This is a genomic window from Coraliomargarita parva, from assembly GCF_027257905.1.
GTDB lineage: Bacteria > Verrucomicrobiota > Verrucomicrobiia > Opitutales > Coraliomargaritaceae > Coraliomargarita_A > Coraliomargarita_A parva.
Genome location: NZ_JAPZEI010000006.1, coordinates 36277 through 62208 on the forward strand (window position 1 = coordinate 36277; position 25932 = coordinate 62208).

The 25932-nt window shown below is 57.8% G+C and carries 20 protein-coding genes; 14 read left to right on the forward strand and 6 right to left on the reverse strand.

Going from position 1 to position 25932, the window contains the following annotated elements:
• Nucleotides 1-12 precede the first annotated feature (12 nt).
• The 3 genes from O2597_RS10090 to O2597_RS10100 are packed head-to-tail and all read left to right on the forward strand — an operon-like array spanning nucleotide 13 to nucleotide 1862.
• Nucleotides 13-423, forward strand: a complete 411-nt coding sequence (locus O2597_RS10090; RefSeq protein ID WP_269524492.1) for an ExbD/TolR family protein — start codon at nucleotides 13-15, stop codon at nucleotides 421-423.
• A 12-nt stretch (nucleotides 424-435) separates the two neighbouring features.
• A complete protein-coding gene (locus O2597_RS10095; RefSeq protein ID WP_269524494.1) occupies nucleotides 436-870 on the forward strand; it encodes an ExbD/TolR family protein in 435 nt (144 codons plus the stop codon).
• An 8-nt stretch (nucleotides 871-878) separates the two neighbouring features.
• A complete protein-coding gene (locus O2597_RS10100) occupies nucleotides 879-1862 on the forward strand; it encodes a vWA domain-containing protein (protein WP_269524495.1) in 984 nt (327 codons plus the stop codon).
• Here the strand turns inward: O2597_RS10100 and O2597_RS10105 are convergent.
• Complete coding sequence (locus tag O2597_RS10105; protein ID WP_269524496.1) at nucleotides 1850-2713, reverse strand: helix-turn-helix domain-containing protein; 864 nt, start codon at nucleotides 2711-2713, stop codon at nucleotides 1850-1852. The two genes, O2597_RS10100 and O2597_RS10105, sit on opposite strands and share 13 nt — an antisense overlap.
• Before the next feature lie 77 nt (nucleotides 2714-2790).
• Here O2597_RS10105 and O2597_RS10110 point away from each other — a divergent pair, with 77 nt between their 5' ends.
• Together O2597_RS10110 and O2597_RS10115 are read left to right on the forward strand one after the other, a co-directional pair.
• Nucleotides 2791-5907 (forward strand): glycoside hydrolase family 2 TIM barrel-domain containing protein, encoded by a 3117-nt coding sequence (locus O2597_RS10110; RefSeq protein WP_269524497.1) that lies wholly within the window; start codon nucleotides 2791-2793, stop codon nucleotides 5905-5907.
• A 54-nt stretch (nucleotides 5908-5961) separates the two neighbouring features.
• Nucleotides 5962-6474 carry a hypothetical protein gene (locus tag O2597_RS10115; RefSeq protein ID WP_269524498.1) on the forward strand — a complete coding sequence of 171 codons (513 nt, stop codon included), beginning with the start codon at nucleotides 5962-5964 and terminating at the stop codon, nucleotides 6472-6474.
• Nucleotides 6475-6523: 49 nt separating this feature from the next.
• Here the strand turns inward: O2597_RS10115 and O2597_RS10120 are convergent, their stop codons facing one another.
• On the reverse strand, nucleotides 6524-7300 hold the full coding sequence (locus O2597_RS10120; RefSeq protein WP_269524499.1) for a TIGR01458 family HAD-type hydrolase: 777 nt from the start codon (nucleotides 7298-7300) through the stop codon (nucleotides 6524-6526).
• A 177-nt stretch (nucleotides 7301-7477) separates the two neighbouring features.
• Between O2597_RS10120 and yajC the strand changes: the two genes are divergently transcribed.
• The 6 genes from yajC (at nucleotide 7478) to O2597_RS10150 (ending at nucleotide 15452) form a co-directional block, all read left to right on the forward strand.
• The gene (gene yajC / locus O2597_RS10125; RefSeq protein WP_269524501.1) at nucleotides 7478-7801 is read left to right on the forward strand and encodes a preprotein translocase subunit YajC; all 324 of its coding nucleotides are present in this window, start codon (nucleotides 7478-7480) and stop codon (nucleotides 7799-7801) included.
• Between the two features lie 35 nt (nucleotides 7802-7836).
• Entirely contained in the window at nucleotides 7837-10407 is a 2571-nt protein-coding gene (gene secD / locus O2597_RS10130) for a protein translocase subunit SecD (protein WP_269524502.1), read from the forward strand.
• Between the two features lie 109 nt (nucleotides 10408-10516).
• A complete protein-coding gene (gene recJ / locus O2597_RS10135; RefSeq protein WP_269524503.1) occupies nucleotides 10517-12226 on the forward strand; it encodes a single-stranded-DNA-specific exonuclease RecJ in 1710 nt (569 codons plus the stop codon).
• 73 nt (nucleotides 12227-12299) lie between these two features.
• Nucleotides 12300-13055, forward strand: a complete 756-nt coding sequence (locus O2597_RS10140) for a pyridoxine 5'-phosphate synthase (RefSeq protein ID WP_269524504.1) — start codon at nucleotides 12300-12302, stop codon at nucleotides 13053-13055.
• Between the two features lie 8 nt (nucleotides 13056-13063).
• Entirely contained in the window at nucleotides 13064-13783 is a 720-nt protein-coding gene (locus tag O2597_RS10145) for a sialate O-acetylesterase (RefSeq protein WP_269524505.1), read from the forward strand.
• 136 nt (nucleotides 13784-13919) lie between these two features.
• The gene (locus tag O2597_RS10150; protein WP_269524507.1) at nucleotides 13920-15452 is read left to right on the forward strand and encodes a calcineurin-like phosphoesterase family protein; all 1533 of its coding nucleotides are present in this window, start codon (nucleotides 13920-13922) and stop codon (nucleotides 15450-15452) included.
• A 55-nt stretch (nucleotides 15453-15507) separates the two neighbouring features.
• Here O2597_RS10150 and O2597_RS10155 read toward each other — a convergent pair whose 3' ends face one another.
• Complete coding sequence (locus tag O2597_RS10155) at nucleotides 15508-17865, reverse strand: alpha-L-rhamnosidase-related protein (RefSeq protein WP_269524508.1); 2358 nt, start codon at nucleotides 17863-17865, stop codon at nucleotides 15508-15510.
• An 81-nt stretch (nucleotides 17866-17946) separates the two neighbouring features.
• Here O2597_RS10155 and O2597_RS10160 point away from each other — a divergent pair, with 81 nt between their 5' ends.
• Entirely contained in the window at nucleotides 17947-18837 is an 891-nt protein-coding gene (locus O2597_RS10160; protein ID WP_269524511.1) for an AraC family transcriptional regulator, read from the forward strand.
• A gap of 92 nt (nucleotides 18838-18929) precedes the next feature.
• Nucleotides 18930-21107, forward strand: a complete 2178-nt coding sequence (locus O2597_RS10165; protein WP_269524514.1) for a glycoside hydrolase family 36 protein — start codon at nucleotides 18930-18932, stop codon at nucleotides 21105-21107.
• A gap of 44 nt (nucleotides 21108-21151) precedes the next feature.
• Here O2597_RS10165 and O2597_RS10170 read toward each other — a convergent pair whose 3' ends face one another.
• Together O2597_RS10170 and O2597_RS10175 are read right to left on the reverse strand one after the other, a co-directional pair.
• On the reverse strand, nucleotides 21152-22069 hold the full coding sequence (locus O2597_RS10170; protein WP_269524515.1) for a dihydrodipicolinate synthase family protein: 918 nt from the start codon (nucleotides 22067-22069) through the stop codon (nucleotides 21152-21154).
• Nucleotides 22070-22116: 47 nt separating this feature from the next.
• On the reverse strand, nucleotides 22117-23823 hold the full coding sequence (locus O2597_RS10175; protein WP_269524516.1) for an FGGY-family carbohydrate kinase: 1707 nt from the start codon (nucleotides 23821-23823) through the stop codon (nucleotides 22117-22119).
• Between the two features lie 2 nt (nucleotides 23824-23825).
• Between O2597_RS10175 and O2597_RS10180 the strand changes: the two genes are divergently transcribed.
• Nucleotides 23826-24986: an AraC family transcriptional regulator gene (locus tag O2597_RS10180; protein WP_269524517.1), complete on the forward strand. Its 1161-nt coding sequence runs from the start codon at nucleotides 23826-23828 to the stop codon at nucleotides 24984-24986.
• 21 nt (nucleotides 24987-25007) lie between these two features.
• Here the strand turns inward: O2597_RS10180 and O2597_RS10185 are convergent, their stop codons facing one another.
• Nucleotides 25008-25901: an AraC family transcriptional regulator gene (locus O2597_RS10185; RefSeq protein ID WP_269524519.1), complete on the reverse strand. Its 894-nt coding sequence runs from the start codon at nucleotides 25899-25901 to the stop codon at nucleotides 25008-25010.
• Between the last annotated feature and the right edge of the window lie 31 nt (nucleotides 25902-25932).

Below are 25932 nucleotides of genomic sequence, written 5' to 3' on the forward strand. Positions count from 1 at the left end.
GAACTGATCCCCATGAAACTCTGGAAACCAGACGAGGGTGAGGGGGACGTCGATCTGACCCCGATGATCGACATCGTCTTCCTTTTGATCGTCTTCTTCATGACGGTGGCGAGCATGATCACCGCGGAGAAGGTGCCGATCAACATGCCGGTCGCGCTGAACTCGACGATCCCCGAAGAGTTCGGGGAGCGCACAACGATCACGGTGATGCGTGACGGGTCGATCTACTCGGGGGTCTACGCGGTTACGCTCGACGAGTTGACCGAGGTGCTCGCTCGGGAGTTCGAGTCGGACCCCTCGGTGCGTGTGTTCCTTCGCGCGGACAGCGCGACCGAGCACCAGTATGTCAACGACGTGATGCAGGCCTGTGCGTCCGTCGGGCTGTCCAATATCGTTTTTGCCGCCTACCAGAGCGACAAGTAGCCAGTAGCACTTATGCAAGCGGAACAAATTTTTTCAGAGAAGACCAAGCCCGACTTAACGCCGATGATCGACGTGGTCTTCTTGCTGCTGATCTTCTTCATGGTCACCACCACGATCGTGAAGGAGGAGGCGGACCTCGGCATCCAGCTGCCCACGGACACGAAGGCCAAGCCGACCGAGGAGCTGCCCAGCCGGCACACCATCGACGTGCTGCCGGACGGCAGCGTGCTGTTCAACGGCAGCCTGATCGCCAGCCCGGCAGAGCGGATCACCCTGTACGGGCTGATCGCGACGCTGACCCGGGTCAAGGGCACGGCCGACCGGATGGACCAGAAGACGGTCGTTGTGATCGTGGCCGACCCGCTCTCCCCCCATTTTAAATCCATCGAAGTGCTCGATGCCTGCGCGGCCGCAGGGATCAAGTTCGTCTCCTTCGGCAACTTCTAGAAGACCCCATGAATGTAGCGAACTCCTTTTCCAGAAACAAGGCCCTGACGCTGGTGATCGGTATCAGCGTGGGACTGCACGTGGTCGCCCTGCTCATCTTCGGCGCCTTTAAGATCGTCGAGGCGGTCGTGCGCGAAGAACAAACCTTCGAGGCCCCGCCCATCGAACAGGCTCCCCAGCAGGAGCCCGAATACGTGGTCAACCTCGAGCAGCGCACCCAGTCCAGCTCGCCCCCGAGGCCGAACCCGATCACCGTGGACTCGCCCGATGTCTCCATCCCCGCCCTGAACATCGATGTGAATATCGATGCGGCTTCCTCCTACGGACGGGGCGCCGGCGGCTTCGGCACCGGAGCCGGTACACAGATCCGGGACATGGTCATGAGCAGCTTCGAGTTTTTCGGTAAGAAGATGGGCGACGATGCCGAGGATACCATGTTCATCGTCGATATCTCCGGCAGTATGGTCATGGGCAGCCGCGGAATCGACGGCTTCAAGGCTGTCGCCGACGAAATTCTCAAGACGCTGAAGAACATGGAAGGCTTCGGCAGCTTCAACATCATCGCCTTTGCCAAGGAAACGGACAGCTTCCGCAGTTCCTTTCAACCGGTGACGCCTGAGACGATCGAAATGGCGGAACGCTGGCTGGAGGATATGGACCCGGCTAAAGAGCTGCGCAAGCAGGGGAAGAAACCGGACGGGAAGTACTGGAAGGGCTATAACAAGGGGATCCACCAGAACACCCGGATGGACCTGGCTCTGGAGGCCGCGATTAAAAAGCGCCCGAAGTTGATTATCTTGCTATCCGATGGCGAGCCCACCGCAGTGAAGGACAATAAAGGCAAGACGATCGACCTGTATGAATTTGTGGCAGACCTGCAGAAGGGGAAAAACATTCCGATCAACACCCTGTCTTATAAGAGTAAGGATGGGCGCGGCTTCCTCAAGAAGCTGGCGGAGCAAAACAGTGGTACCTACGGTCAGGTGGAATAGGCCGGACCCCGTCGGTTTCTGAATTGGGTCGGGGCGTGGCCGATGCGCTGTTTGAATTGTTTGGAAAAGGCGAAGGCATCCACATAGCCCAGCCGGTCCGCGATCTCCTGAATGCTGAGTTGGCTGCTTTCCAGCAGGGCGCAGGCTTGCTCGATTCGCACCTGTATCCGGTAATCTCCCGGGCTCAGCCCATAGGCCTTGCGAAACAGGCTGCGCAGGCGGGAATAGCTGAGGCCGGCCCCTTTGAGCGTGCTTTCCAGGTCGATGTCCTGAGTGGCCGTATTGCGTATTTGCAGACGTGCCCATTCCAGTTGTTTCAGATGCTTGGGGCTGATTTCGTAGGATTCCGGATGTTCTTCCAGTAGCTCCCGAATCAAGCCGACGATCTCGAATTCGATTTGATTGTTGGTCCGCGGAGTGTCGTCGTTCTGCAATTGCCGCATGAGTTTTTCAATCCGTTTCGGTATTTGCGGCTGGAGGCCCATGTGCCAGCGGATCTTGTCGGTCTTGAGCAGGCCGATACGGTTGAGCAGGCGGTACCATTCGGCGCGTACGGAAACGAAGCATTCCAGCCAGTCGCTATCCGGAACGATCCAACTGCTGTGATGGCGGTCGGGGTAGCGAAAGAACAGGTCTCCGGCTCGCAAGTCACAGCGAAGTCCGGTTTCGTCTTCGTAGCTTCCCCGCCCCCGTAGCACGTAGACCATCGTCAGGCGGAAGTAGCGCTCATTGACGATGTCCGTGGTGATGCCTGACTTTTTGAGAAAGCCACAGCTGAGGCTGTAGTCGGGCTCCGAGCCGGAGAAATTCCGGTACACGGTCTTGCTTTGATCCCATTGGTCTAGATTCATGAAACTTAATCAAATATGACATGCAACTGGTCATTTTGTCCATTTCTAATCCGGCAGCTTTGCGCTATGATAGGGGCATGTCTTTAAGCCCAATCGATCGTATCTTAGGTAAAACATTCGAGCAGCCCGAATTAACCGGCATCAACCGTCTGCCGATGCGGGCCACGTATTATTCTTTTCCGACACCGGAAGCGGCCTTGGGCCAGCCGCGTGAAGCATCTCCCTGGTGGGTCTCCCTGGATGGTACCTGGCGTTTCCTTTACCGGGAGAATCCGGCCGATTTGCCGGAGGCGATTGCCGGGATGGAGACGGCCTCCGACGATTGGGCGGATATGCCGGTTCCGAGCCTCTGGCCCATGCAGGGATACAGCTATCCGCACTATACGAATGTGAAGATGCCTTTCGCGGGGGAGCCGCCTTTTTCCCCGGAGCGGAATCCCACGGGCGTGTACAGTCGGACTTTCAAGGTGGATGATAGCTGGCAGGGGCGTCGTGTGATCCTGCATTTTGGTGGTGTGGACGGTGTGTTGCAGCTTTACCTGAACGGAGAGTTTGTTGGGTTGAACAAGGATTCCCGCCTCCCCTCGGAGTACGATATAACTGAACGGATCGACTGGGCCGGGGAGAACCGGATTACGGCGGTCGTGGTCCAGTACAGTGACGCCAGCTATGTCGAGGACCAGGACCAATGGCGTATGGGAGGCATTCACCGTGAGGTGTACCTGTATTCGACCGGACGGGTCTATCTGGAAGACATTAAGGCGATCGCTGACTTTGATCCCGAAACGGGATCGGGCAAATTGGACATGCAGGTGCGTGTTGGTATGGGCAATTGTCTCGAGTCCGGCTGGCAGGTGGTCTGGCAGATCCTGGATTCGGAAGGCCAGTCGTTACTGGAGCCCGGCGAGGAAGAGGTTGTGACGGAGCGTGCAGTGTTGGTTCATTGGCCGCGGGTGGGTTGTCGTGTGGAGCGTACTTTGCCTGAGGTCCAAGCTTGGTCCTCGGAAATCCCTACGCGCTACCGTTTACTTGTCAGTCTGCGTGATCCATCGGGCAATGTGGTGGAAAGTACGGCCGTCTGGATCGGGTTCCGCCGGGTGGAAATCAAGGACCGCGAGCTGCTGATCAACGGCAAGGCCGTCTTGTTTAACGGGGTGAATCGCCACGACCACTCTGACACCGGAGGCAATTGCGTGACGGAAGCGGATATCCGAAAGGATCTCGAAGTGATGAAGGCGTTCAACGTGAATGCGATCCGTACCTCGCACTATCCCAACGATCCGCTGTTCTATGACTTGTGTGATGAATACGGCTTTTATGTGATCGATGAGGCCAATATCGAGTCGCATGACTTCCATAACCAGATCTGTCAGGACAAGCGCTATTTGAATGCTTATGTGGAGCGCGGTATGCGCATGGTCATGCGGGATAAGAATCACCCTTCGATCATCATGTGGTCGCTGGGGAACGAATCCGGTTACGGGGCCAATCACGACGCCATGGCGGGCTGGATCCGTCACTATGATCCCAGCCGAATCCTGCATTACGAAGGGGCAATTTCGCGTGGCCAAAGCGGGCTGACCTGGGAGGGCGGGCATGCCTCAACGGATGTGATTTGCCCGATGTATCCCTGGCACCAAGAGTTGATCGACTGGATCGAAAGTGTGGAGGAGTCCCGTCCCCTTATCATGTGCGAGTACTCGCATGCGATGGGCAACAGCAATGGCTGTCTGAAGGAATACTACGATCTCTTCGAGAAATACAAGGGGCTGCAGGGCGGCTTCATCTGGGAGTGGCTCGATCACGGCCTGAAGGAAACCGCCGAAAATGGGAAGGACTACTGGACTTACGGCGGCGACTATGGAGAGAGTCCGCACGACGCGAACTTTGTGGCGGATGGATTGGTCTGGCCGGACCGGGAGGCACATCCGGGTCTGTACGAATTCAAGAAGCTGGCACAGCCGGTCAAGGTGAGCCGGGTCGAGGGTGAAGGCATACGGCTGGAGCTGTGCTCCAAGCATGATTTCCGGACTCTGGACTACTTGACCGGTTCCTGGGAGCTGCTTGGAGATGGGGTGGTTCTGGCTGCCGGTGAGCTGGATCTGTCTGGGATTGCGGCCGGAGAAAGCCGGGTCTTCGACCTTTCCGTCGATGCCGGCTTGATCGATGGCTATGACGGGGATGTGCTCGGGTTGCACGTTTCCATTTGCTCGAAGTCGGCAACAGGCTTGCTTGAGGCTGGGCATGAAGTGGCCTGGGAGCATTTCGAATTGAAAGCGCATGAACTGGTGACTGTCGGCTCCCTGAGCCCGGTTGAGCCGGCGATCACTGAAACGGAGACCGGCGTTCGTTTGGCGGGAGGAGGACAGGAGTTCGAATGGAACCGTTCAAGTGGCGAGCTTGCCTATGTCGGACTTGCTGGGAGAGGTAACCTGCTGGCCGAGCCGCTGCGTTTTACCTGGTGGCGGGCTGCAACGGACAACGATGGGGTGAAGCTTTGGGATGGCCAGGATAACAAGCCGCTTGGGCGGTGGAAAAAGGCCGGATTGCCGGAGACAGAGTTGTCGTTGACTCAGTTTGGCCTGACAGAGCAAGGCGATGTGCAGTCCGCATGGTCGCTTTCGACGCCGGTGTTCAAGGAGGCCGGAGTTTTCAGGCAGACTTGCCGCCTGACCGGGCAAGGCTTGTTGGTCGAAAATGAATTGGAATGTCACGCCGAATTGCCGGACTTGCCGCGGATAGGCTTGCAGCTGGCGCTTCAGCCGGGCTTTGAGTCGGTTTCGTATTTGGGCAAGGGCCCGATGGAGAATTATTGTGACCGGAACGCGGCGGCCTGGACCGGTGTCTTCGAGACGAGTGTGGATGCCATGCATGTGCCGTACATCATGCCGCAGGAAAATGGAAACCGGACCGGAGTGGGGCGGATTAATCTGACCCATGAGGACGGTACCGGAGTCCGGATCGCGGCAGTGGATGAAGCCTTGAATTTCAAGGCGACGCATTTGAAGGATGCGGACCTGTTTGCCGCGACGCATACCTATGAGCTGGAGAATCGTTCGGAGACCTGGGTTTACTTGGACCATCGCCAGCGGGGTCTGGGCAGCGCCAGTTGTGGTCCCGATACCCTTAGCCAGTATACTTTCCCGGCTGGGCGGTACCGGTGGGCGCTGCTGCTTCAGCCGGAACTATCGTAGGAGGCATGATTCAACATTGCGTGCATCGGTATTTAGGGTTCTGCTCCTGTACCTATGATACAACGCCTCCTTCCCCTCTTCATTCTTAATCTGCTGTTGGCCGTCGCGGCTTCGGCCCAGACTATAGTGGTATCGGCCAAGGTCAATGACCGTGCCTTGGACGGTTCGGCCATCCGTGGTCAATTCAAGTATCCTTCGGCCATGCTCGAGTCCGGGAGCAAGGGCTATCTGCACATCGGGAAGAACTTGCGCTATCCGGTTTGGGTGGAAACCGTCCAGGTTAGCGATGCCATGACCAAGCCTGAGGTGAGTTACGAGGAGACTCCGATCGGCTTGGAGTTGGACATCAAGGTCGCGGCTGAAGGCGCAACGATTACCTACAGCGGCGAAGCCCGGGTCTCTGTCACGCGGGGAGTCAGCGAAGAGGGGGCCAGCTATGCCAGCACCGTGGTCACCTTCATGGGCAAGGTCGCCAACGACGAAATGATCGCAGTCGAGTTGGAGGGTCCGGACGGCACGACCGAGGAGATCCTTTTGCACTTCGGGATCAAGCCGGCTGACGAATAAGCCATTCTTCGAGCCATTCGGTGGGCGGTCTGAGCTTGTCTCCGGAGGTTCAGATGCCGAGTAAGCCAGGCAAGCCTGCAATGGAATCCAGCGTGATATCGGGCTGAACGGGGGAGCGGGCGGCGTCTTCCTCCTTGTACTTGCCGGTTTTGACCAGGATGCCCTTGAGGCCTGCCTGCATGGCGCCCCCCACGTCGCTTTCGATGTCATCCCCGACCATGGCGACTTCACCGGTCTCAAGGCTCATCGTGGCGACGGCGGCATGGAAGAAGGCGGGGGCCGGCTTGCCGATCACCTCGGCGGTCTGACCGGTGGCATACTCCAGAGCTTTTACGAAAGGGCCCATATCGAGTCGGATCCGTCCGCCGCTTTTGAAAAACCGGTTTTCCGCCAGCGCGTAGAAAGCGGCCCCTTCCATGATGTGCTCAAAGGCCAGGTTCAGGACTTTGTAGGTGAAATCCTCGCCGATGTCGCCGATGACGACGGCCTCCGGGTGTTTCGTATCGTTCTCGAAGGCGGCGAATTCTTCCAGGACCTCCTTGTTCAGCAGAAAATGGCAACGGCGGTGTCCGGCGGCCTCGAGTACATGGGATGCAGCCAGAGGTGCGGTAAAAACCTCATTTTCGGCGACCGGCAGGCCCAATTTTTCCATGCGCTGGAGGATGCGCCGGCGGGGACGACTGGTCGTGTTTGTGATATAGCGGAGCCGGTAGCGGGCTGCCTGCAGGGCTTTGACGGCTTCGAGTGCGCCCTCGATCCGCGTGTCGTCCACGTAAATTGTGCCCGAAAGATCGAGCAGGAGCCCTCTGATTGATTCCAATCCCATGACAATGGTCGTCCGGTATTCAGAATACAGATTAAGCAAGCTTGGGCGGTCTGTAAAGCGATGGGGTGGACTAATTTGGCAGTTGTCAATCGGGGCTCCCGGCGATCCACGGAATAGGAACTTGCCATTTTCAGGGGACTGCCTTTGTTTCTGCCGTTTTTCATTACAGAAACAGCTATGTCCTTACCAGATTTTCATGCCCTCCTTCCGCTCGCCCAATCATCCGGTGGCGGCGGCCTTGGTTCCTTTCTGCCGATTATCCTGCTCTTCGTCGGCATGTGGTTCCTCATCATCGCGCCCCAGCGCAAGCGCCAGAAGCAGCACGACGTCATGCTGAAGGCCTTGAAGACCGGCGACCAGATCGTCACCACGGGCGGACTCTTCGCGACCATTACCAACGTCAAGGAAGATCGTTTCATCGTGAAAATCGCCGACAGCACGAAGGTCGAGCTCAGCAAGGGCTTCGTTCATTCCAAGGTCGAAGCGAAGGAAGCCAAGTAAACCCAATATAGCCCCCTGCCGGGGTCACTTACGCCATGTCCGGTAATATTCTTTGGAAATTTCTCCTCACTGCGCTGATCCTTTTCTGGTGCGTGACCAGTATCACGCCGCTCAAGGACCGCCCCTTTGAGGACTATTTTGTCGATCAAGCCACCTCTGAGAACTATCAGCTCGATAATGGGGATCTGGTGGATGTCTCCGACTTCACCAGCATTGTCGAACGTGCCCAGGCTCGTGTCGATGCAAAGAAGGCGCCCTCCTTGTTTATCGCGCTGCGTGACCTCGGGGTGGAGGAGGAAATCGATTATGCGAAGTATTTCCCGGAGATTGAGCTTAAGGATGTGGCGAATCGCAACAAGCGGAACGACATTCTCCTGAAGTACCTGCTCACTTCGGCTCAAAGCCAGCTGCGCCTCGGCCTGGACCTCAAGGGAGGTGTCGGGGTGACTCTGAAGATCGACGAGAAGGCCCAGAGCGAGCTGAATGTGTACGAGCAGGAGGAGCAGCTCAAAGATGCGATCAGCATCATGCGCGACCGTCTTGACGGACAGGGCGTGGCCGAGCCGGTCATCCGACCGGTGGGCGATTCCGCGATTGAAATCCAGCTTGCAGGCCTTTCGACCAAGGACAATCCGGAGGTCATTGATGTGATCAAGAAGCCAGCCCGCCTGGAGTTCCGCAAGGTGCATCCTTCCCTCGATCCGCGCACGACCCGCAAGAGTGATTATCCGGTCGGTTACGAGGTGCTCTACATGGAGAGCGAGGCCAATGACGGCCAGACCATCGAAACCCCGATGTTCATCAAGCGTATCCCCGAAGCGACCGGGGAAATCGTGGACCGTGCCTTTGCTTCCCAGAACCAGACCGGTGGTTTCCAGATCAACCTGGTGATGACGGATAAGGGCGCTGATATTTTCCGCAATGTGACCGAGAAAATGGTGGGTGAGCCGCTTGCCATCGTGCTCGACGGCAAGCTCTATTCCGCACCGACCATTCAGGACGTCTTGTCCAAGAACGCGCAGATCACCGGCCGTTTCACCCAGCGTGAGGCGCTTGACCTCGCCAATGTCCTGAACAATCCGCTGGCGATCGAGCTGCAGGTCGATGAGATGTATGAAGTCGGTCCGAGCCTGGCCAAGGGCTCCCGTGACAGTTCGATCAATGCGGCCAAGTGGGGCGCGATTTTCGTGATCGGCTTCATGATCCTCTATTACTTCATCGGCGGTGTGGTTGCCGTCGTGTCCGCCCTGGTCAATGTGATCATCGTGCTGGGTGTGCTCGCCAGCCTGGGCGCGACGCTCACGCTTCCCGGTGTGGCGGCGCTGGTGCTGACCCTTGGTATGGGGGTCGACGCCAACATCCTCATCTTTGAGCGGATTCGTGAAGAACTCCGGGTGGGCAAGTCGATCAAGAATGCCGTGGTGTTGGGTTTCCAGAAAGTGACCTCCACGATTGTGGACGCCAATGTGACCACCTTGATCACCGCGGCCATCCTGATCTGGCTGGGTACCGGCCCGGTCAAGGGCTTCGGGGTGACACTTGCCATCGGTATCTGTGCCTCCATCTTCTGCGCCCTGGTGGTGACCCGTTTCCTGGTCGACCTGCTGGTGTTCCGTTTGGGCGTGACTAATATTCTGGGGCTCAGCCTCTTCCCGGAAAAGGCACTCGACTTCTTCAAGTTCCGCAAGCCGGCCTTTATCGTCTCCTGGTTGCTGGTGCTTGCCGGGGTGGTCAGCGTGGTGGTCCACCACAAGAACATCATGGGGATCGATTTCACCGGTGGTGACGAAATGACCCTCTCTTTTGATCAGCGTGTCGAAAGCGGCGAACTTGCCCAAGCCGCGGAGAGCCTGGAACTCGGTGAGGTGAATCCGGTCTACCAGACCTTGATTGGTGAAGACCGCGAGGTGCTGAAGATTCAAACACGATTCGGAGAATCCCGCAATGTCTTGGAAGGACTGCAGGCCGCCTTCCCGGAAGCCAATTTTGAAGAGCGGGGCATCAACCAGATCGGAGCCTCCGTTTCCAGTAATATCCAGCTGAATGCGTTGCTTTCCGTGCTCTGTGCGCTGGGTGGCATCATGCTTTATGTGGCCTTCCGCTTCGAGGTGGGCTATGGCGTGGGTGCAGTGGTGGCGACCATTCACGACGTGCTCATGACGATCGGTGTCTTCGTCATCTGCGGCGCTTTGGGGATCTTTGTCAGTGGCCAGTTCACCGCGCCGATGCTGGCGGCCATCCTCATGATTGTCGGTTACTCGATCAATGATACGATTGTGGTCTTCGACCGCATTCGTGAGGAATTGGAGCTGAATCCGGGGACAACCTTGCGCCAGATCATCAATATGGCGATCAGCCGTGTCTTCTCACGCTCCTTGCTCACCAGTATTACGACCCTGTTGGCGGCGGTTTCGCTCTACATCTTCGGGGCCGGCGTGATCAACGATTTCTCATTCGTCTTTATTGTCGGGATTATAACCGGCACCTTCTCTTCAATCTTCATTGCCAGCCCGGTGTTCTACTGGTGGCATAAAGGGGATCGCCGACACGTCGAAGAGCGTGAGTTGACCCCGAAGAAATACGAGTGGGAAAGCTCCAAGGCCTAACCCCTTCAATACCCATTACAATTTGTAGGAGAGGCTTTATGCTTCGACTCTCTACCATGAGGGTCGAGGGATAAACCCTCTCCTACTGTTTTAGATTCCCCGATTATACATGCACTGGACTACGATTGAAACTGACGTCGCCCGAGCTCGTGAGCTCAGTGCGCGTTTGGGTGTATCGGAAGTCATGGGGCATCTGCTCTGTCAGCGGGGGCTGACGACGGCCGAGCAGGCGGAAGAGTTCTTGCGTCCGCGTCTGGCCATGCTCGACGATCCCTTTGCCCTGCAGAACATGGATGCGGCGGTTTCACGGATCGAAGCGGCGGTTGAAAACCGGGAGGATGTGGTTGTTTTCGGTGACTATGACGTGGATGGCGTCACCAGCACGGTGCAATTGGTTAGCCTCTTGCGCATGCTCGAGCTCGAGCCGCGCTACTGCGTGCCGCGGCGTCTCGAAGAAGGCTATGGATTGAGCCGGGAGGCGATCGACCGTGTCATTGACGGGCGTCTGCCGCAGCTCTTTATCGCGCTGGATTGCGGAACCAATGCCCAGGAACCCATTGTGTATCTCCGGGAGTTGGGGATCGATGTGATCGTGGTCGATCACCACCAGGCAAAGGTCGCCGCTCCGGAGGATTGTATTTTCGTCAACCCGCATGTGAATGATCCCGAGGATGCGCCCTGGATGGACCTCTGCACGGCTGGATTGGTCTTTAAAGTCCTGCATGGTCTTCTCAAGCGCCGTCGAGAGGCGGAGGATCCGCGGGTGGCCTCGATCCAGCTCAAGGATTATCTCGATCTGGTGGCAATGGGGACGATTGCGGACCTCGTCCCGCTGCAGGGAGAGAACCGCATTCTTTCTTGGTACGGGCTGCGCCACTTGCGTGCCAATGGACGCCCCGGCGTGCGGGCCTTGGCTGCGGTCAGCGGTTTGGATGCGGCCCAGGAGCTGAGTAGCGGCGATATTTCCTTCAAGCTGGGGCCGCGGATCAATGCGAGTGGCCGGCTGGCGGATGCGGCGTTGCCGATTCAGTTGTTGCTGAGCGATTGCAGCAAGACCTGCAAGGGGATTTCGATGGAGCTGGATGAGATGAACCGTGAGCGGCAGGCGATCGAGCGGTGTATCGCCGAGGAGGCCGAGCGCCGGGCGGAAACCGAATTTGCGGATGCGCCGGGCATCGTGCTCTACGGCGAAGATTGGCATCCGGGAGTGGTCGGGATTGTGGCCAGCCGCGTGAGCCGGCGCTTTCACAAGCCCTGCGTGATTCTAGGGGCGGAAGGGGACGAAGCCAAAGGCTCCGGACGGAGTGTGGCAGATGTCAACCTGGTGGATGTATTCCAGCGTTGCACGGATCTATTGGGGCACTGGGGTGGCCATCCCATGGCAGCCGGCGTTTCCTTGCCGGCGACCAATGTTCCGGAGTTTGCCCGGCGTTTCAATGAAAGCCTGCGTACCTTGTACCCGGCCGGCTTACCGGAACCCAGCCTGAAGTTGGCCGCTTGGTTGAGCCCGGATCAGCTTGGGGCGCGACTGCTTGGGGAGATGGATCGCCTGCATCCTTTCGGCCAGGGGAATCCGGAGCCGGTCTTCGGGATCCGCGAGATTGTTCTCGATGCGCCGCCACAGGCCTTCGGGCAGGGCAATTTCCGCTTTCGTTTGAATGTCCCCGAAGCTGCCAGTGTCGCCGGTGTGGCCTGGCGGATGGATGATGTGCCTGAAGCGGGTGAACCGATCGATATGGCGGTCCGTTTTGCCTGGAACTACTGGCGCAACAACCGCTACCCGCAACTGACCCTGGTCGACTGGAAATACAGCAGCTAGCCCGACCGGCTTTTGAACTCTACCGCGCACGCTTGCTAAAGCAATGCCCTGCGATTTTACTACCACTTTTGCTATGAGTGCACCTTCTTCTATCCTTCTGGGCGTCAATGTCGACCATTGTGCCACCATCCGTCAGGCCCGTTTCCGCGAGCATCCGCTGGACCATGGTGACGAGGTGGAACCGGATCCGGTGGCCTTTGCCTTGCTCTGTGAAAAGGCGGGGGCGGACGGCATCACCATGCACCTCCGGGAAGACCGTCGTCATGTGCAGGACAGTGACGTACAACGGGCGAGGGCGCAGATCGCCACGCGCCTGAACTTGGAAATGGCCTGCACGCCGGAGATGATCGCCTATGCGCTTGAGTTAAAGCCGGACTCTGTCTGCCTCGTGCCGGAGAGCCGCGAAGAGGTGACGACGGAGGGGGGCTTGGACATCTCCGGCCAGAAGTCGCGCGTCGCCGAGGTGGTTGCCGCCATGACCGAAGCGGGGATTATCACCAGCCTGTTTATTGATCCGGATCCGGCGCAGATCGAAGTGGCCGCAGAACTGAAGAGTCCCTGGATCGAACTGCACACAGGGGCCTATGCCAATGCCTACTATCACGCAGGCCGGCAGCGGGAACTCGATACCTTGAAAGCCGGTGCCGACCTTGCACACGGTCTCGGTCTTACAGTGAATGCCGGGCACGGTATCAACTATGTTAATATCGAGGAGGTACTCAGTATCCCACACTTGCATGAACTGAATATCGGCCACACCATCATCAGTCGTGCGTTATTTGTCGGCATCGAGCAGGCCGTGCGCGAGATGAAAGCCTATCTTTGTTGAACCTTAGTATGAAAGTCCCGTACCTTTTTTTTCTCCTGTTTGCTTCGGTTTCCGTATCCTTCGCCGGAGAAGGAAAAGTCCATCTCTTCATTCTCTCCGGGCAATCGAATATGGCTCGCTTTGATCCCCGGCCGACCTTTATCCCGGCGGTTGAATCGGCCTTCGGAGCCGATCAGGTTGTGGTGGTGAAGGATGCGCTGGGCGGTCAGCCGATCCGCCGCTGGTATAAAGATTGGCTGGTTGCCGCAGGGGATACGACAACAGGGCCGATTGGCGATCTCTACGATCGCTTAATGGCTAAAGTGAAACCTGCGGTTGAAGGCAAGGAGCTCGCCAGTGTAAGCTTCGTCTGGATGCAGGGGGAGCGTGATGCCCGGGAGAAACATGCGTCGCTCTATCAGGAGGCCTTCAACGGCGTGCTCGATCAAATTCGGAAGGACCTTCAGTTTCAGGATCTGAATATTGTGGTTGGTCGATTGAGTGATTTCGATATGAGTAACCAGCGTTATGCGGACTGGACAAAGCTGCGTGAGATCCAAATGGAAATTGCCGATTCTGCGGAATACGGTGCCTGGGTGGACACGGATGACCTCAATGACGGCGTAGATGCCAAGGGTAGAGCGATTCACAATGACCTCCACTATTCGGTCGAAGGCTACAAGATCTTTGGCCAGCGTCTGGCCGATGCCTCCATCGAATTGATCCAGGGGCGTCTGGCCGGCGAATAGGCTGGCATTGCCCGTGTCGGAGCTCGGCCAGCCGCGCCGCCATGGCAGCCGTCGAGGTCGCGAAAAATGCACGCGGTCTTTGAGAAATTCGGAATATAGGCGCATCCTGTGCTGAACACGTAAACCTCTGATGCGCATGCAAATTAAGCACATTCCACTTTTGGCTGTCCTATGGCTTTGTCTGGGTAGCGGAGCATTCGCAGGTGTTGAAGGTCTCGTGTTCGCCGATTCGAATGCGAATGGGGTTCTCGATCCGGGAGAACGGGGAATTCCCGATATCGCAGTCAGCAACGGCCGCGAGGTGCTGCGAACCGATGCGGCAGGAAAGTACGCCTTCGAGTCGGTGGCGTCCGGCTTTGTCTTCGTGATTCAGCCGAACGGTTGGGACCTGCCTCCGCAGGATGAAACACATCCGCGTTTTTATCGTCCCGTGACTTCGGAGGTCGATCATTGTGACTTCGGGTTGATTTCGGTGCCGGAGAAAACTTCCGTGCAGGCACTCTTGCTTGCCGATACCCAGACCTCTGATGAGGGGGATGTCGATTTCCTGAAGCGATCGACTGTGCAAACCATCCTGGCGACGGGATTGCAGTTTGATTTCGGAGTAACCTTGGGAGATGTGGTGAATGACCGCTTGGATTTATTGCCGGCGATTCACGAGGCCTTAAGGCCCATCGGGATTCCCCAGTATTATGTGAACGGGAATCACGACCTGGATTTCGATGCCGAGAATACGCCGGATTCCGTGGCCAGTTTCGAAGCGCTTTTCGGTCCGAGCAATTTTGCTTTTGAATGTGGACCGGCGCTTTTCGTTGGCCTCAATGATATTATTTATCCGGTCGATGCCAACGGACGTCGGACTTACACTGGCGGCTTGGAGCCGGTCCAGTTTGAATGGTTGGAAAACTTGTTGGCGCTGACTCCCCTGGATCAGCCACTTGTTCTGATGGTGCACATTCCATTTTTTCAACCCGGTGTCGAGCGACGCGACGAATTTCGTAAAGCGGATAAACTCCGCCTTTTTGAATTATTGAAAGGGCGCCCAAATGTCATGTTCCTGAGCGGCCACACGCATTACCAGAGACATTACTTTCATGATGCTGCCGATGGCTGGGGCGGTGATGCGGCGATTCATGAATACAACGTCGCGGCTGCCTGCGGCAGTTTCTGGAGCGGGCCGCTGAATGCGGACGGGATTCCGGTTTCCACCATGTGGGACGGCACGCCACCCGGCTTCGGGATTCTCAAGGTGGATGCCGATGGCTTCTCGACGGAATATTTTCCGACGAATCATCCGGCGGATTTTCAGATCGGTATCTATACCCCGGAGGCGGTGCCCGCGCGGAAAGGCTGGATTTCCTTTTATGCGAATGTCTTTGACGGGCACGATGGCTGGAACATTGAAGCGCGGACATCGGAGAACGCGCCGTGGAAACCGATGCGTCGGATCCTGGCCTCGGATCCTTCCTATGTGGCCGCCTTCCTTGCCCAAGGCGAAGCGGATGCGGCGCCTCTCGCCCGGCGCCTTCCGGATCCGGTGATCTGCTTCCACCTCTGGCGCGGCTACTTGCCGGGGGATTTGGATGCGGGAACGACGACGCTTACAGTGCGGGCCACGGCGCCGGACGGACGTGTCTTTCTCCAGACACACTCCATCGAGGTGCGATAGGCTCTTTGCCCTTTGGTTTTGTGGAAGCCGTCCGCAAGACGTATGCCTTATCAGGCTAGGACAGCTTGAACTGGTAGCGGGCTTGCCTCGTGATGGCCTGCGGTGCTTGCCCCGGCAGGATGAGCGTGGCTTGGACCTTGGACGGCACGGAGATTTTGCCTTCGATCCGGTCGCCCTTGCGCTGCCACTGATGGCGAATCATGCCCCGGGGGCTCGGGATCGTGGTGTCGGCGTGGTCGCCCTTGTAGGTGGACTCGATGACGACCTCCGCCCACTCGGGTGCGGTCTGCCGGATTCCGCCGAGTATCTGCATGAAGTGGAACAGCGGGTGGGCCGACCAGGCATGCGAGAAGCTCTCATGTCCCTTGACGGGATCAAAATTTTCCCAAGTGGTGCCGTACTCCACCATGGGCGTCCAACGCGTGCGGATATCATCGAGGACTTCCTCTCCGTAGCCATGCTCTGAAAGCACCGTGTACACGTAGGTGACCCAATAGGCGGAGGGAGTGATGTCGGTTTTGAGTTCGCCACGGACATAGGGGAGCAGGCGTTGCTCCAGCATGGTTTTCGTTTGCTTGGGGGCGAGTCCGGTGAGGATGGCGAGGGTTTGGGCGTGTACCGAGCTTTCCTCTGCCAGTGCGCCATCTTCGGCGTATCCACCTTGCATCAGGCCCTCGCTGTTGATGAGCCTTCGCAGGGATCGGCGGAGGCGCTTGGCCTTTCGTATGCAGGCGGTTTCGCTTTCGCTGTCTCCAATTAGTGAATACATCTGGCTCAGCCGGTCCAGGGCGTGGAGGTACCAAAGGTTGTAGACGCTGGAGCAACCATGCTTGTGCAGTCCGGTCCAGTCGAGGAAGAGCCAGAAGCGATGGTCATAGCGCAAGAGGCCGGTTTCCTTGTCGAGTTGGCTCTCAAAGTATGCCAGCGCATTAACGATGGTTTCCTGGTGCTCCTTGAAGGCATCGAGTGAGCCGGTTTGCCAGTAGTAGTCCCATAGCGTCAGCATCCAGATTAGGGTGAAGTCCGGAAGCACACAGCCGTGTGCCGTGGTCGGTGCGTGCCCGTAGGTGACTCCGTCGAGGGTGGTTTGGGATGCGATCTGGTCGATGCCCCGTTTAAAGAGACGACTGTCTCCGCTCAGGTGAAAGGTATTCCAGGCCTGTACCCGGGCATCCCCCCACCACTGGGCCTGCTCCCGGTGAGGGGTGTCCACATAGGCGTCCAAGCTGCAGACTTGTTCAGTCCATGCGCAGGTTTCCCAGATCGCATTGAGGGCTTTGTCGGAAGAGTTGAAACTGCCTTTTTGCTCGATCGGGTAGAGCGTACTGCGTAGCCGATGGTGGACGGTGATCGGCCCACGGGTATCCCTGACGGTCAGGATCATGTAACGGAAGCCGTAAGGGTGGTAGAACTCGTGGCTGTTGGATCCGGTTCGGCAGATGAGACGGTTGCTGAAAGCCATGCGGCAGTGCGCGTCGGTGTCGTAGTGCGGGCAAAGCGTGTCGGGATCGACCGTTTCGTAGTAGGCGGCTTCAATGATCTCACCGGCTTGGGCTCCTTCGATTTCAAGCAAGGTGCTTCCGACATGGATTTTTCCAAGGTCAATCAAGACACTGCGCCATTTTGCTTTGCCGGTTTTCTGGAACCGTATTGTGGACGCCTCTGATACTTGCGAGGGCTTGTGCTCAAGGCCCTCTTCGTGACGTGTGACGGACAAGTTACGGGTCGTCAGGTAATCCGGGGCGCAGTTCCCTCTGGCTTCGCCGATCACTTTGCCGATGTCTTGAGTCGCTTCCTTGAGCATCGGGATGCCGCGGGACTCGAGCCCATACCATGGCAAGCAACCTACCGCGAGTTCACACACAAGATCGTTCCATAGGCTGTCATTATAACCGGCTCGCATCCAGTCCGGATCTTCAATGCGAAGATCGATGCTCTCCTGTGGAAACAGTTGGAGGCTGGTCGGAACCATATCACGTTTTAGCCCGGTTTGTCTCCGGCACCTCCAACTCGAGTCGCTCTGCAGGCTGGTCTTGCCCCATTTGGCGGCGACGAGTAGTCCGGCGTAGCCCTGGTGGAGGTATTGGAAGTTGCTGAAGCCCGGATTGTGGGCCCGGATCGCGATCTGGTTGCTTCCGGCCTGTAAGTAGGCGGCGACATCCACTTCGTCATAGGGCCAGTGGCTTTGAAAGCCGCGTGCCGGGCCCCGGCAGACGTAGTGGCCGTTGATATAAAGTTGATAGGACTGGTCCGCAGTGATGAAGAGCGGGGCCTTCTTGGGCACCTTGGGTAATTCGAATTCTTTGCGGAACTGTGCGTAGCAGTTCTGGAGGTCCCAGTGGACACGCTGGGGCCAGATCCATTTGGCTTCTTTGAGAGGGGCGGGGAGGTCTGAAAGTAGGTTCGGCTGCATGCTGCATTAAAGCATGTTTTCACACTGATCCGTTACCGAATTTTGGCTTTTAAAACTCTCAAAAATTGACATTTTACCAATATGGTCGAATTGAAACGATTGGCCGGAGAGTCTTTTGACCGGCTTGTGATTGAGCCGGATATTTGGTTCTACATGAACCATGTCCGTGAGCAGGAGTCACATGCGGCGCATTCGCACAGCTATTTGGAACTCGCCTTTGTGTTACAGGGGAGCGCGAGCCATATTACGGTGCAAGGGGGCGATGCGTGCAGGCGTGGTGACCTGATTGTGATTCCTCGTGGCGCCTGGCATGCCTATGCTGACTGCCGAGGATTGGAATTGGTCAATTGCCTCTTCTCCCCGCGCATGCTGGGCAATGAATTGGGCTGGCTGGAAGAGGATCCTGAGTTGGCTCGATTGCTTGCGATGGGCCCTTACAGCCTGAGGCCGGAGGTCTTCAAAATTAAGGTGGGCGAGTCAGGCCTCACTCAGGTCGAAGCGCATCTGGAGCATTTGGGCCGGGCCTATCAGGCTGAGTCGCCCCGCACTGTATTGATCGCTTCCGTTCTGCAGCTGTTGGAAGCTTTGCGCGCGTCCTTAAGCAGGCCGGTGCCTGCGCTTCAGGCAAATCACAAATTACACCCGTCGGTGCGTCGCGCCCTGGAGTCTTTCAGCGGGCAACTGGACCGTGACTGGCGCTTGCCGGAGCTGGCATCCCTTCTTCGTTTAAATCCCAGCTATCTGGTACGGTTGTTTCATGAACAGACCGGACTTTCTCCCATGAAGTACCTGTCTCAACTGCGCGCGGAACGGGCGGCCAACCTTCTTTTGTCGACCCGGCTTCGTGTCGGAGAGATCGGCCTGCAGGTGGGCTGGCCGGATCCGAAAGTATTTTCCAGAAAATTCCGCCAGCATTTCGGGATGCGCGCAAGCGAGTACCGACTGAAAATGTTGCGGCCGATGTCTCGGTGAAACATCACAAATTTGTATATATGGGTCACTTTAATGTCGCCGACAGTCGACGGCTGATCTGATCCTATGAGACGCTTTAATTGATATCTGATATGGACTCGATGACTTCTTCCGACCGCGAAACCCACTCGCAGTATCTAAATGGTTTACGCCTCGATTCAGTACCGACCGGGGCCGGTGGCTATGAGTTACGGATCTGTCCGGAGAGCAAGGTGGACAGTCTTGTGCCGCGGCGTGACGCAATTGAGGCGCGTCCCGAGTGTATTGCCTGTCATCCCTTGGTTCTGAAGCCGGACAGTATGGTTCAATTAAAGCTGGCGCAGGACCCGGTTGATTTTGGCTTTTTGCAGGGCATCACCATGCAGGACAGTATGACTACTCGCGGTTTGTGTCGGGTGGCATGCATTGAAGACGATCGGTCAGGGGTGGGGCCGGAGGTGCAGGTTGCCAGTTTTGTGAACGAGGCTTCCGGTATCCGGGTGTGCCACTATACGGAACCGACTCCGGTCGCCGGTACGCTGCGTATGTGGTCCAAGGTGACAAATACCGGAACCGACCCGGTGGAGCTTGAGTACCTGACGAGTTTCGTGCTCTCGGGGCTGACGCCTTTCGCTCCGGATGATGCGGCCGGACGTCTACGCCTTCACCGCTTCCGCAGTTGGTGGAGTAATGAAGGCAAGCACATGGATGAGCTCTTGGAAGACATTCATCTGGTTCGCAACTGGCAGGGCAATATCATGACCAACGAGCGCTTCGGGCAGGTCGGAACACAACCGGTACGGAAGTATTTCCCCTTCGTGGCGATCGAAGATACCGAAGCCGGAGTGCTTTGGGGGGCGCAACTGGCATGGGCCGGTTCCTGGCAAATGGAGGTGACCCGCCGGGCGGATGCGATTTCCATTTCGGGCGGTTTGGCCGACTATGAGTTCGGGCACTGGATGAAGGTATTGCAGTCGGGTGAATCGCTGGAGAGTCCGAAGGCGCATATCGCCTGTGTGGCCGGAAAGCTGGATGACTTGACCGCCAAGTTGGTCGAACTGCAGGAAGCCTTGCTGCCGGAACTGCCCGAGTCAGAGAGTTCCCTCCCGGTCATCTTTAACGAATGGTGCACCAACTGGGGCTCGCCCAGTCACGACAAGACCATCGCGCTGGCTAAACGCCTGCAAGGCTCCGGCGTGAAGTATATCGTCATCGATGACGGATGGGCCAAGCGTCCACCGGAAGCGACGATGCAGTCGAACGGTGACTGGATACTGGATTTGGAGAAATTCCCGCATGGGATCAAAGCGACTTGTGACGCGATCCGCGAGATGGGTTTCATTCCCGGCGTATGGTTCGAGTTTGAAGTGTGTAATCCGGGCTCGGAAGCCTTCGAGGAAACGGAACACCTGCTGCAGCGTCACGGACGGGTCCTGACGGTTGGCTCGCGGCGCTTCTGGAACCTCAACGATCCATGGGTGGTGGACTTCCTCGACCGCAAGCTGATCCGCTTTTTAAAGGACAACGGATTCGGCTACCTCAAGGTCGACTATAACGATAATATCGGTATCGGTTGCGACCATCCGGATTCCTTTGGTGAAGGCTGTCGCCAACATGTGGAGGGTATCTATCGCAGCTTCAAGCGGGTGAAAGACGAAGTCGGCGAGCTTGTGATCGAAAACTGCGCGTCCGGAGGTCACCGTTTGGAGCCTTCCATGATGGCGCTGACTTCGATGAGTTCCTTTTCAGACGCGCACGAGTCAACGAATATCCCGATCATTGCGCGCCAATTGCACCATCTGTTGCCGCCGCGCCAATCGCAGATTTGGGCGGTGCTCTATCCCGAAGACAGTCCGGAGCGTTTCATGTATTCACTGACGGCGACCTTCTATGGACGCATGTGCCTGTCGGGACCGGTGCATGACCTGAGCGATGAGCAGATGTCAATCGTTCACAAGGCTGTTGGGCTCTACGACAAGGTGGCGCCCATTATCAAGGAAGGGAAGACCCACTACCTTGGTGAGGCGCCTCAAAACTGGCGCGACCCCGTCGGCTGGTCGGGCATCTGCCGCGTTCGCCGGGACGGTCGTCAAGCCCTGGTCGTCCTGCACGAGTATGCGCGCACGGGCGATTCGGATCTTCTGGTAGAGCTTCCTCTTGTGGGTGAGTGGAGGCTTGCGGATGCCTTGAGTGATTCAAGCACTGCAGGTATTTGTCTGGAGGGGCTGCAATTGCGTCTGCCTGCCGGCCGCGAATTCCGCGGTTACGTGGCCTTGGTTGAACGCACTTAAGCCGAAGCCGGATTCGTTTGAATCCGGCTTCGACCCGAAGGTAATTAAAGAAGTCCCTTGAGTGCCGGGCGTGCTTCCAGTTCCTTGATGACTTCAGCAACCTTAGCGAGGTCGGCGTCGTTGAATCCGGAGAAGGGAGAGGCCAGGTAGCGTTGGCAGAGCCCGCGTACCTCGAGGGCGCCCTTGATGCCCTTGATGATGCTCGAGCCGTGCTTGCCGATGGTGAAGAGGCGGCAGGAAATTTCCATGACTTCGCGCTGCAGGGTCTCGGCTTCATTCAGCTTGCCCGCCTGCATGAGTTCGAAGATCTTCACGTAGACTTTGGGGAAGACATTGGCTCCACCGTTGATGCCGCCGTTGCCTCCGGCGAGAATGGATTCGGCCAGCAGTTCTTCCGGTCCGATCAGGAGGGTGAGGTCGCGATCGCCGATCAGGCGCTTGACCTTCTTGTAGTAGAAGAGGTCGCCGGAGCTGTCCTTCAGGCCGAGGCAGTTTTCCTTGGTGAATCCGAGTTCCACGACGTCGAGCGGGATGGAGACCTTGGTCAGGGCCGGCATGTTGTAGAGGAAGAACGGCAGGCTTACATTGTCGGCCATGCGGTTGACGAAATCGTGCAGTTCGGGCGCGCCGGGAATGAAGTAGTAGGGCGGGGTGAAGGCCACCGCATCGGCGCCGGCCTTTTTGGAGTGTTCCGCCAGCGAGAGGGACTCCGCGTAAGCCGTGTCGCTGATGCTGACCACGACGGGGATCCGTCCGTTCACCTTCTCGGTGACAAAGTCGATGTATTGACGACGCAGCTCATAGCTGAGGTTGGGGCCTTCGCCGGTCGTGCCGAGAATGAAGAGGCCGTGAACGCCGCCGGCGATGACGTGTTCGATCAGTTTGCCGGTGGATTCGAGGTCGAGTGATTCGTCTGCCTTGAGCGGGGTGACGAGGGGAGGGATGATGCCGTTTATTTTCATTTGAGCGGGAGTGTTATAGTGATGATTTTTGTCGAGTACAAAGCTATTTATAGGGTCGAAGCCTGCATGGTGGCCGCGTATTCCTGCTGGTCCATGTAAAGCTTGTGGAAGATTTTGTATTTGAGATTATGATACGATTTTGAATCGGGCTCGGGTGTGATGACTTTGCCCGGGCGTGACATTGCCGACATGGCTGATTGCACGCTTTTATGGGCACCCGAGGCGACGGCGCCGAGCATCGCGGATCCCAGTATGACCGCTTCGGGTTCCTCGGGGAGGATGAGCCGGCATTGCGTGATGTCAGCGTGTTGCTGAAGGAACACGGGGTTCTTCGTGCCACCTCCGCAGCAGACGAGTGTGTCGAGGCAGTAACCGCTTTCGTTCATCACCTCGATGATGTGGCGGGTGCCGTAGGCGATGGCCTGAATGGTGGCCAGGTAAAGCAGGGCAAGGTCCTCTAATGTGGCGCTCAGGTGCAGTCCCGAGATCATGCCGACCAAGTTCGGGTTGGCGCGCGGGGAGCGGTTTCCGTGGAAATAGGGACAGACGTGGAGGTCCTTGGTCAAGCTGTGGAGGGGGGCTTCTCCCGCAAGTTCGGCCAGTTTCTGGTTCAATACCTCGTAGGGTGTGATATCGGCCTCGCGGGATGCCTTGAGCATCGCCTCGGTCGCGCCGTGATTGAAGATGATGTGGTCGACCAGCGCGCCGGTAGCGGATTGGCCGCCTTCATTGAGCCAAAGGCCCGGAATCATGGCCGAATAATAGGGCCCCCAGACTCCGCTGATAGGGCGTTGTTCCGGTGAGGCGACCATGTGGCAGCTGGAGGTCCCGCCGATCAGGGCGAGGCGGTTGTCCAGGCTTTCCGGTGTGGGGCCTCCGTTGGCTTCCGACATCCCGATCATGCCGATTCCGCCGGCATGCGCGTCGATGATGGAAACCCCGACCGCAGTTCCGGGGATCAGGCCGAGTTCCTTGGCAGCCGCTGCGCTGAGGCCTTGCCCCACCGCTTGGCCCATCGGGCGAATCTCCGTGCCGATGCGGCGGTAGCCTTCGTCGACCAAATCGCCGAGTTCGATGGCGCGGAAGAAGTCATCCTGCCATCCGCTGTGGCCTGCCTCGGCTTCGTGGGCGAGGTAGGTCCACTTGCAGGTGGTGGAACAGAGCGAGCGTGTGAGGGCGCCGGTGGCCCGGTAAGTCAGGTAGTCCGGAAGGTCGAAGAAGTGGGCGGTACGTTGCCAGCTTTCCGGCAGGTGCTTCTTTAACCACAGTAGCTTGGGCGCTTGCATTTCGGGGGAAATCTTTCCTCCGACAAATTCATAAACCGGGAAGTCGCCCGCTTGATTGACAAATTCGGTCTCCTTTAGCGCCCGGTGATCCATCCAGACCACGATGTTCTGGGCGTCATCGCCATCCGGGCTGGCGGTGACCGGATTTCCTTCCGCGTCAATCAGCACCAGTGAGCATGTGGCATCGAAACCGAGTCCTTTGACCGATTCCGGGGCGATGCCGGATTCGTTCAATACGGCTTCCGTGCAGGTGCAGATGGCTCCCCAGATGTCTTCCGAGGATTGCTCCACAAAGTTGGGACGGGGGCGCCAGCTCCGGATGCTGCGACTGTGGTTGGAGAGTAGCTTGCCTGTTTCATCAAACAGTCCGGCGCGGGCGCTGCCGGTTCCGACGTCAATTCCGATAAAGTAGTCCATGCTTGCATCATAGTTGAAGAAGCCGGTATAGGATATACTAAATTGCGACATATATGAGTCATAAGGCGACAAGGCGTATTGCGCTCTTATTGGGGCAGGACCTCGGCTACAGTCGGCGAGTGCTCTCGGGTGTACTCAATTACGCGGAATCGCATGCCATGAATTGGATCTTTCACAATGCACCTCCGGACATCCGTGTGCTTCCCGCATTGGAGCGTTGGCGTCCGGATGCGATCCTGATTCATCTGTCCGACCGGGCCTTGGGTGAGCGCTTGCTTGAGCTGGGTGTGCCCATGGTGTCCGTGACCAATACGATCGCCGGATTACGTGTACCTTATGTCGACGTCGACAGCCAAGCGGTTGGGTGTATGGCGGCCGATTACTTTCTGGGTCTGGGCTTCCGCTCGTTTGCTTACTACGGGAGCCGGAAGGTCGAGTTTTCCAAGAACCGCGAGCGGGGGTTTCGGGCGCGCTTGGAGGGCTTGGGCTATCCGGTGGCCAATCTGCACGCGGATTTCCTGCCACACTCGCCCTTCGGGCAGGACTGGAGTCGGGTGGACCGACAGACGGAACGATGGCTCCGGCAATTGCCGAAGCCGGTTGCGGTTTTGGCCTCCAACGACATTCCAGCCCGGGTCCTTTGCGAGCTTTGCCGCACGGCCGGTTTGCGCGTGCCGGATGAGGTTTCGATCCTCGGTGTAGACAACGATGTTTCGGAGTGCCGGATGAGTTTTCCCGCGCTTTCGAGTGTGGAGTTGCCTGCGGAGCAGATAGGCCGGGAAGCTGCGGACGCACTGCGCAGGATGCTGGACGGGGGTGAATTGACGGAGTCGGCGCAGCACATGTCTCCGTTGGGTGTGATTCCCCGCAGTTCGACGGATTACCGGGCGACGGGGGACGAGCGGGTCAAGCGTGTGCTTGCCTATATCGACGAGTTTGCGGACCGGGGAATTTCGGTGGACGATGTCTGCCGCCGAAGTGGTCTCTCGCGCCGTTCCCTGGAGCGCTTGTTCCGTGAGGACTTGCATTGCACGGTCTTGGAGCAGATTCAAAAGGTGCGGGTGGCCCGGGCCAAGCGTCTGCTTTTGGAGACTGATCTCCGGATCGGTGAAGTTGCGGAGCGCGCCGGTTTTGGTAACCCCCGTCAGCTAAACCGTGTCTTCCGTCAATACGAAGGTGAAGCGCCGTCGATGTACCGGACCCGCGGCGGATGAGCCGCTCATGCGTCGCGGGTATTATCGGGGGGAGGAGTGGCTGTGACGGTAGGCCTTTGGAGTCATCCCCGTCAGTCGCTTGAAGGACCGGATGAAGTAGGAGGTGCTTGTGAAGCCGCAGGCCCAGCTGATCTCACCAATATTCTGTGGGCTGGTGTCGAGGAGGTATTTTGCCAGGTTGATGCGCTCTTTGGTTATCCATGTGGTCATGTGGGTGCCCATGGTGCGGTGGAATTGGCGGGACAGGTGGTCGGGGGTGCAGGTGAGGGCGCGGGCGACTTGTGTGACGTTGAGTTCCGGGTTGCTCAGATGGATGCGGACATGGCTGATCGCTTTTTCGATCAGGAGGGGGAGGTGCTGGCTGTCTTCATCGTGACTTGGCTGGAGGAGGGCTGCGTGGGCACGCAGGAGAAAGGCTTCCAGGAGTGCCAAGATGTAGGTCGGCTGACTTTCCGGCGGGAGGCTGTGGTATTCACTCATCTCGTCGAGGTAGCGTGCCAGTTCATGCCCGCCCGCCTGGTCGAGGTGCAGGTACTGGTGACTGTGAATGTTGCCCGTCGGATCCTTCCGTCCGCGGATAAAGAACAAGCGGCCCATCGAAATTCCGATGACGCTGACGGAATAGGGGGAGCGCTTGTCGATCGGCTTCTCGGCGTGCGGCAGGCCTCTCGGCATGACGCAGATCTCGCCGGCTTCAAGTTGAAAGTCGGAGCCGGGGCACTGGAACGCGGTTGCGCCTCCGGTTTGGATGAATACTTCCGGATAGGGGTGAACGGGGGCTTTGAGCTGTTTCGAGTACAGATCCTTGCGTGGGGGAACGATGATCCGGGGAGTGTTAGACCTCAGTTCTCGGAGTGTCCGGAAAAGATCCGTCTCATAGGACTTGCGCAAGCTTTCGATGCTCGTGAGTGGCATGCCGGTTTTGTGCTATTATATCTGGATATTT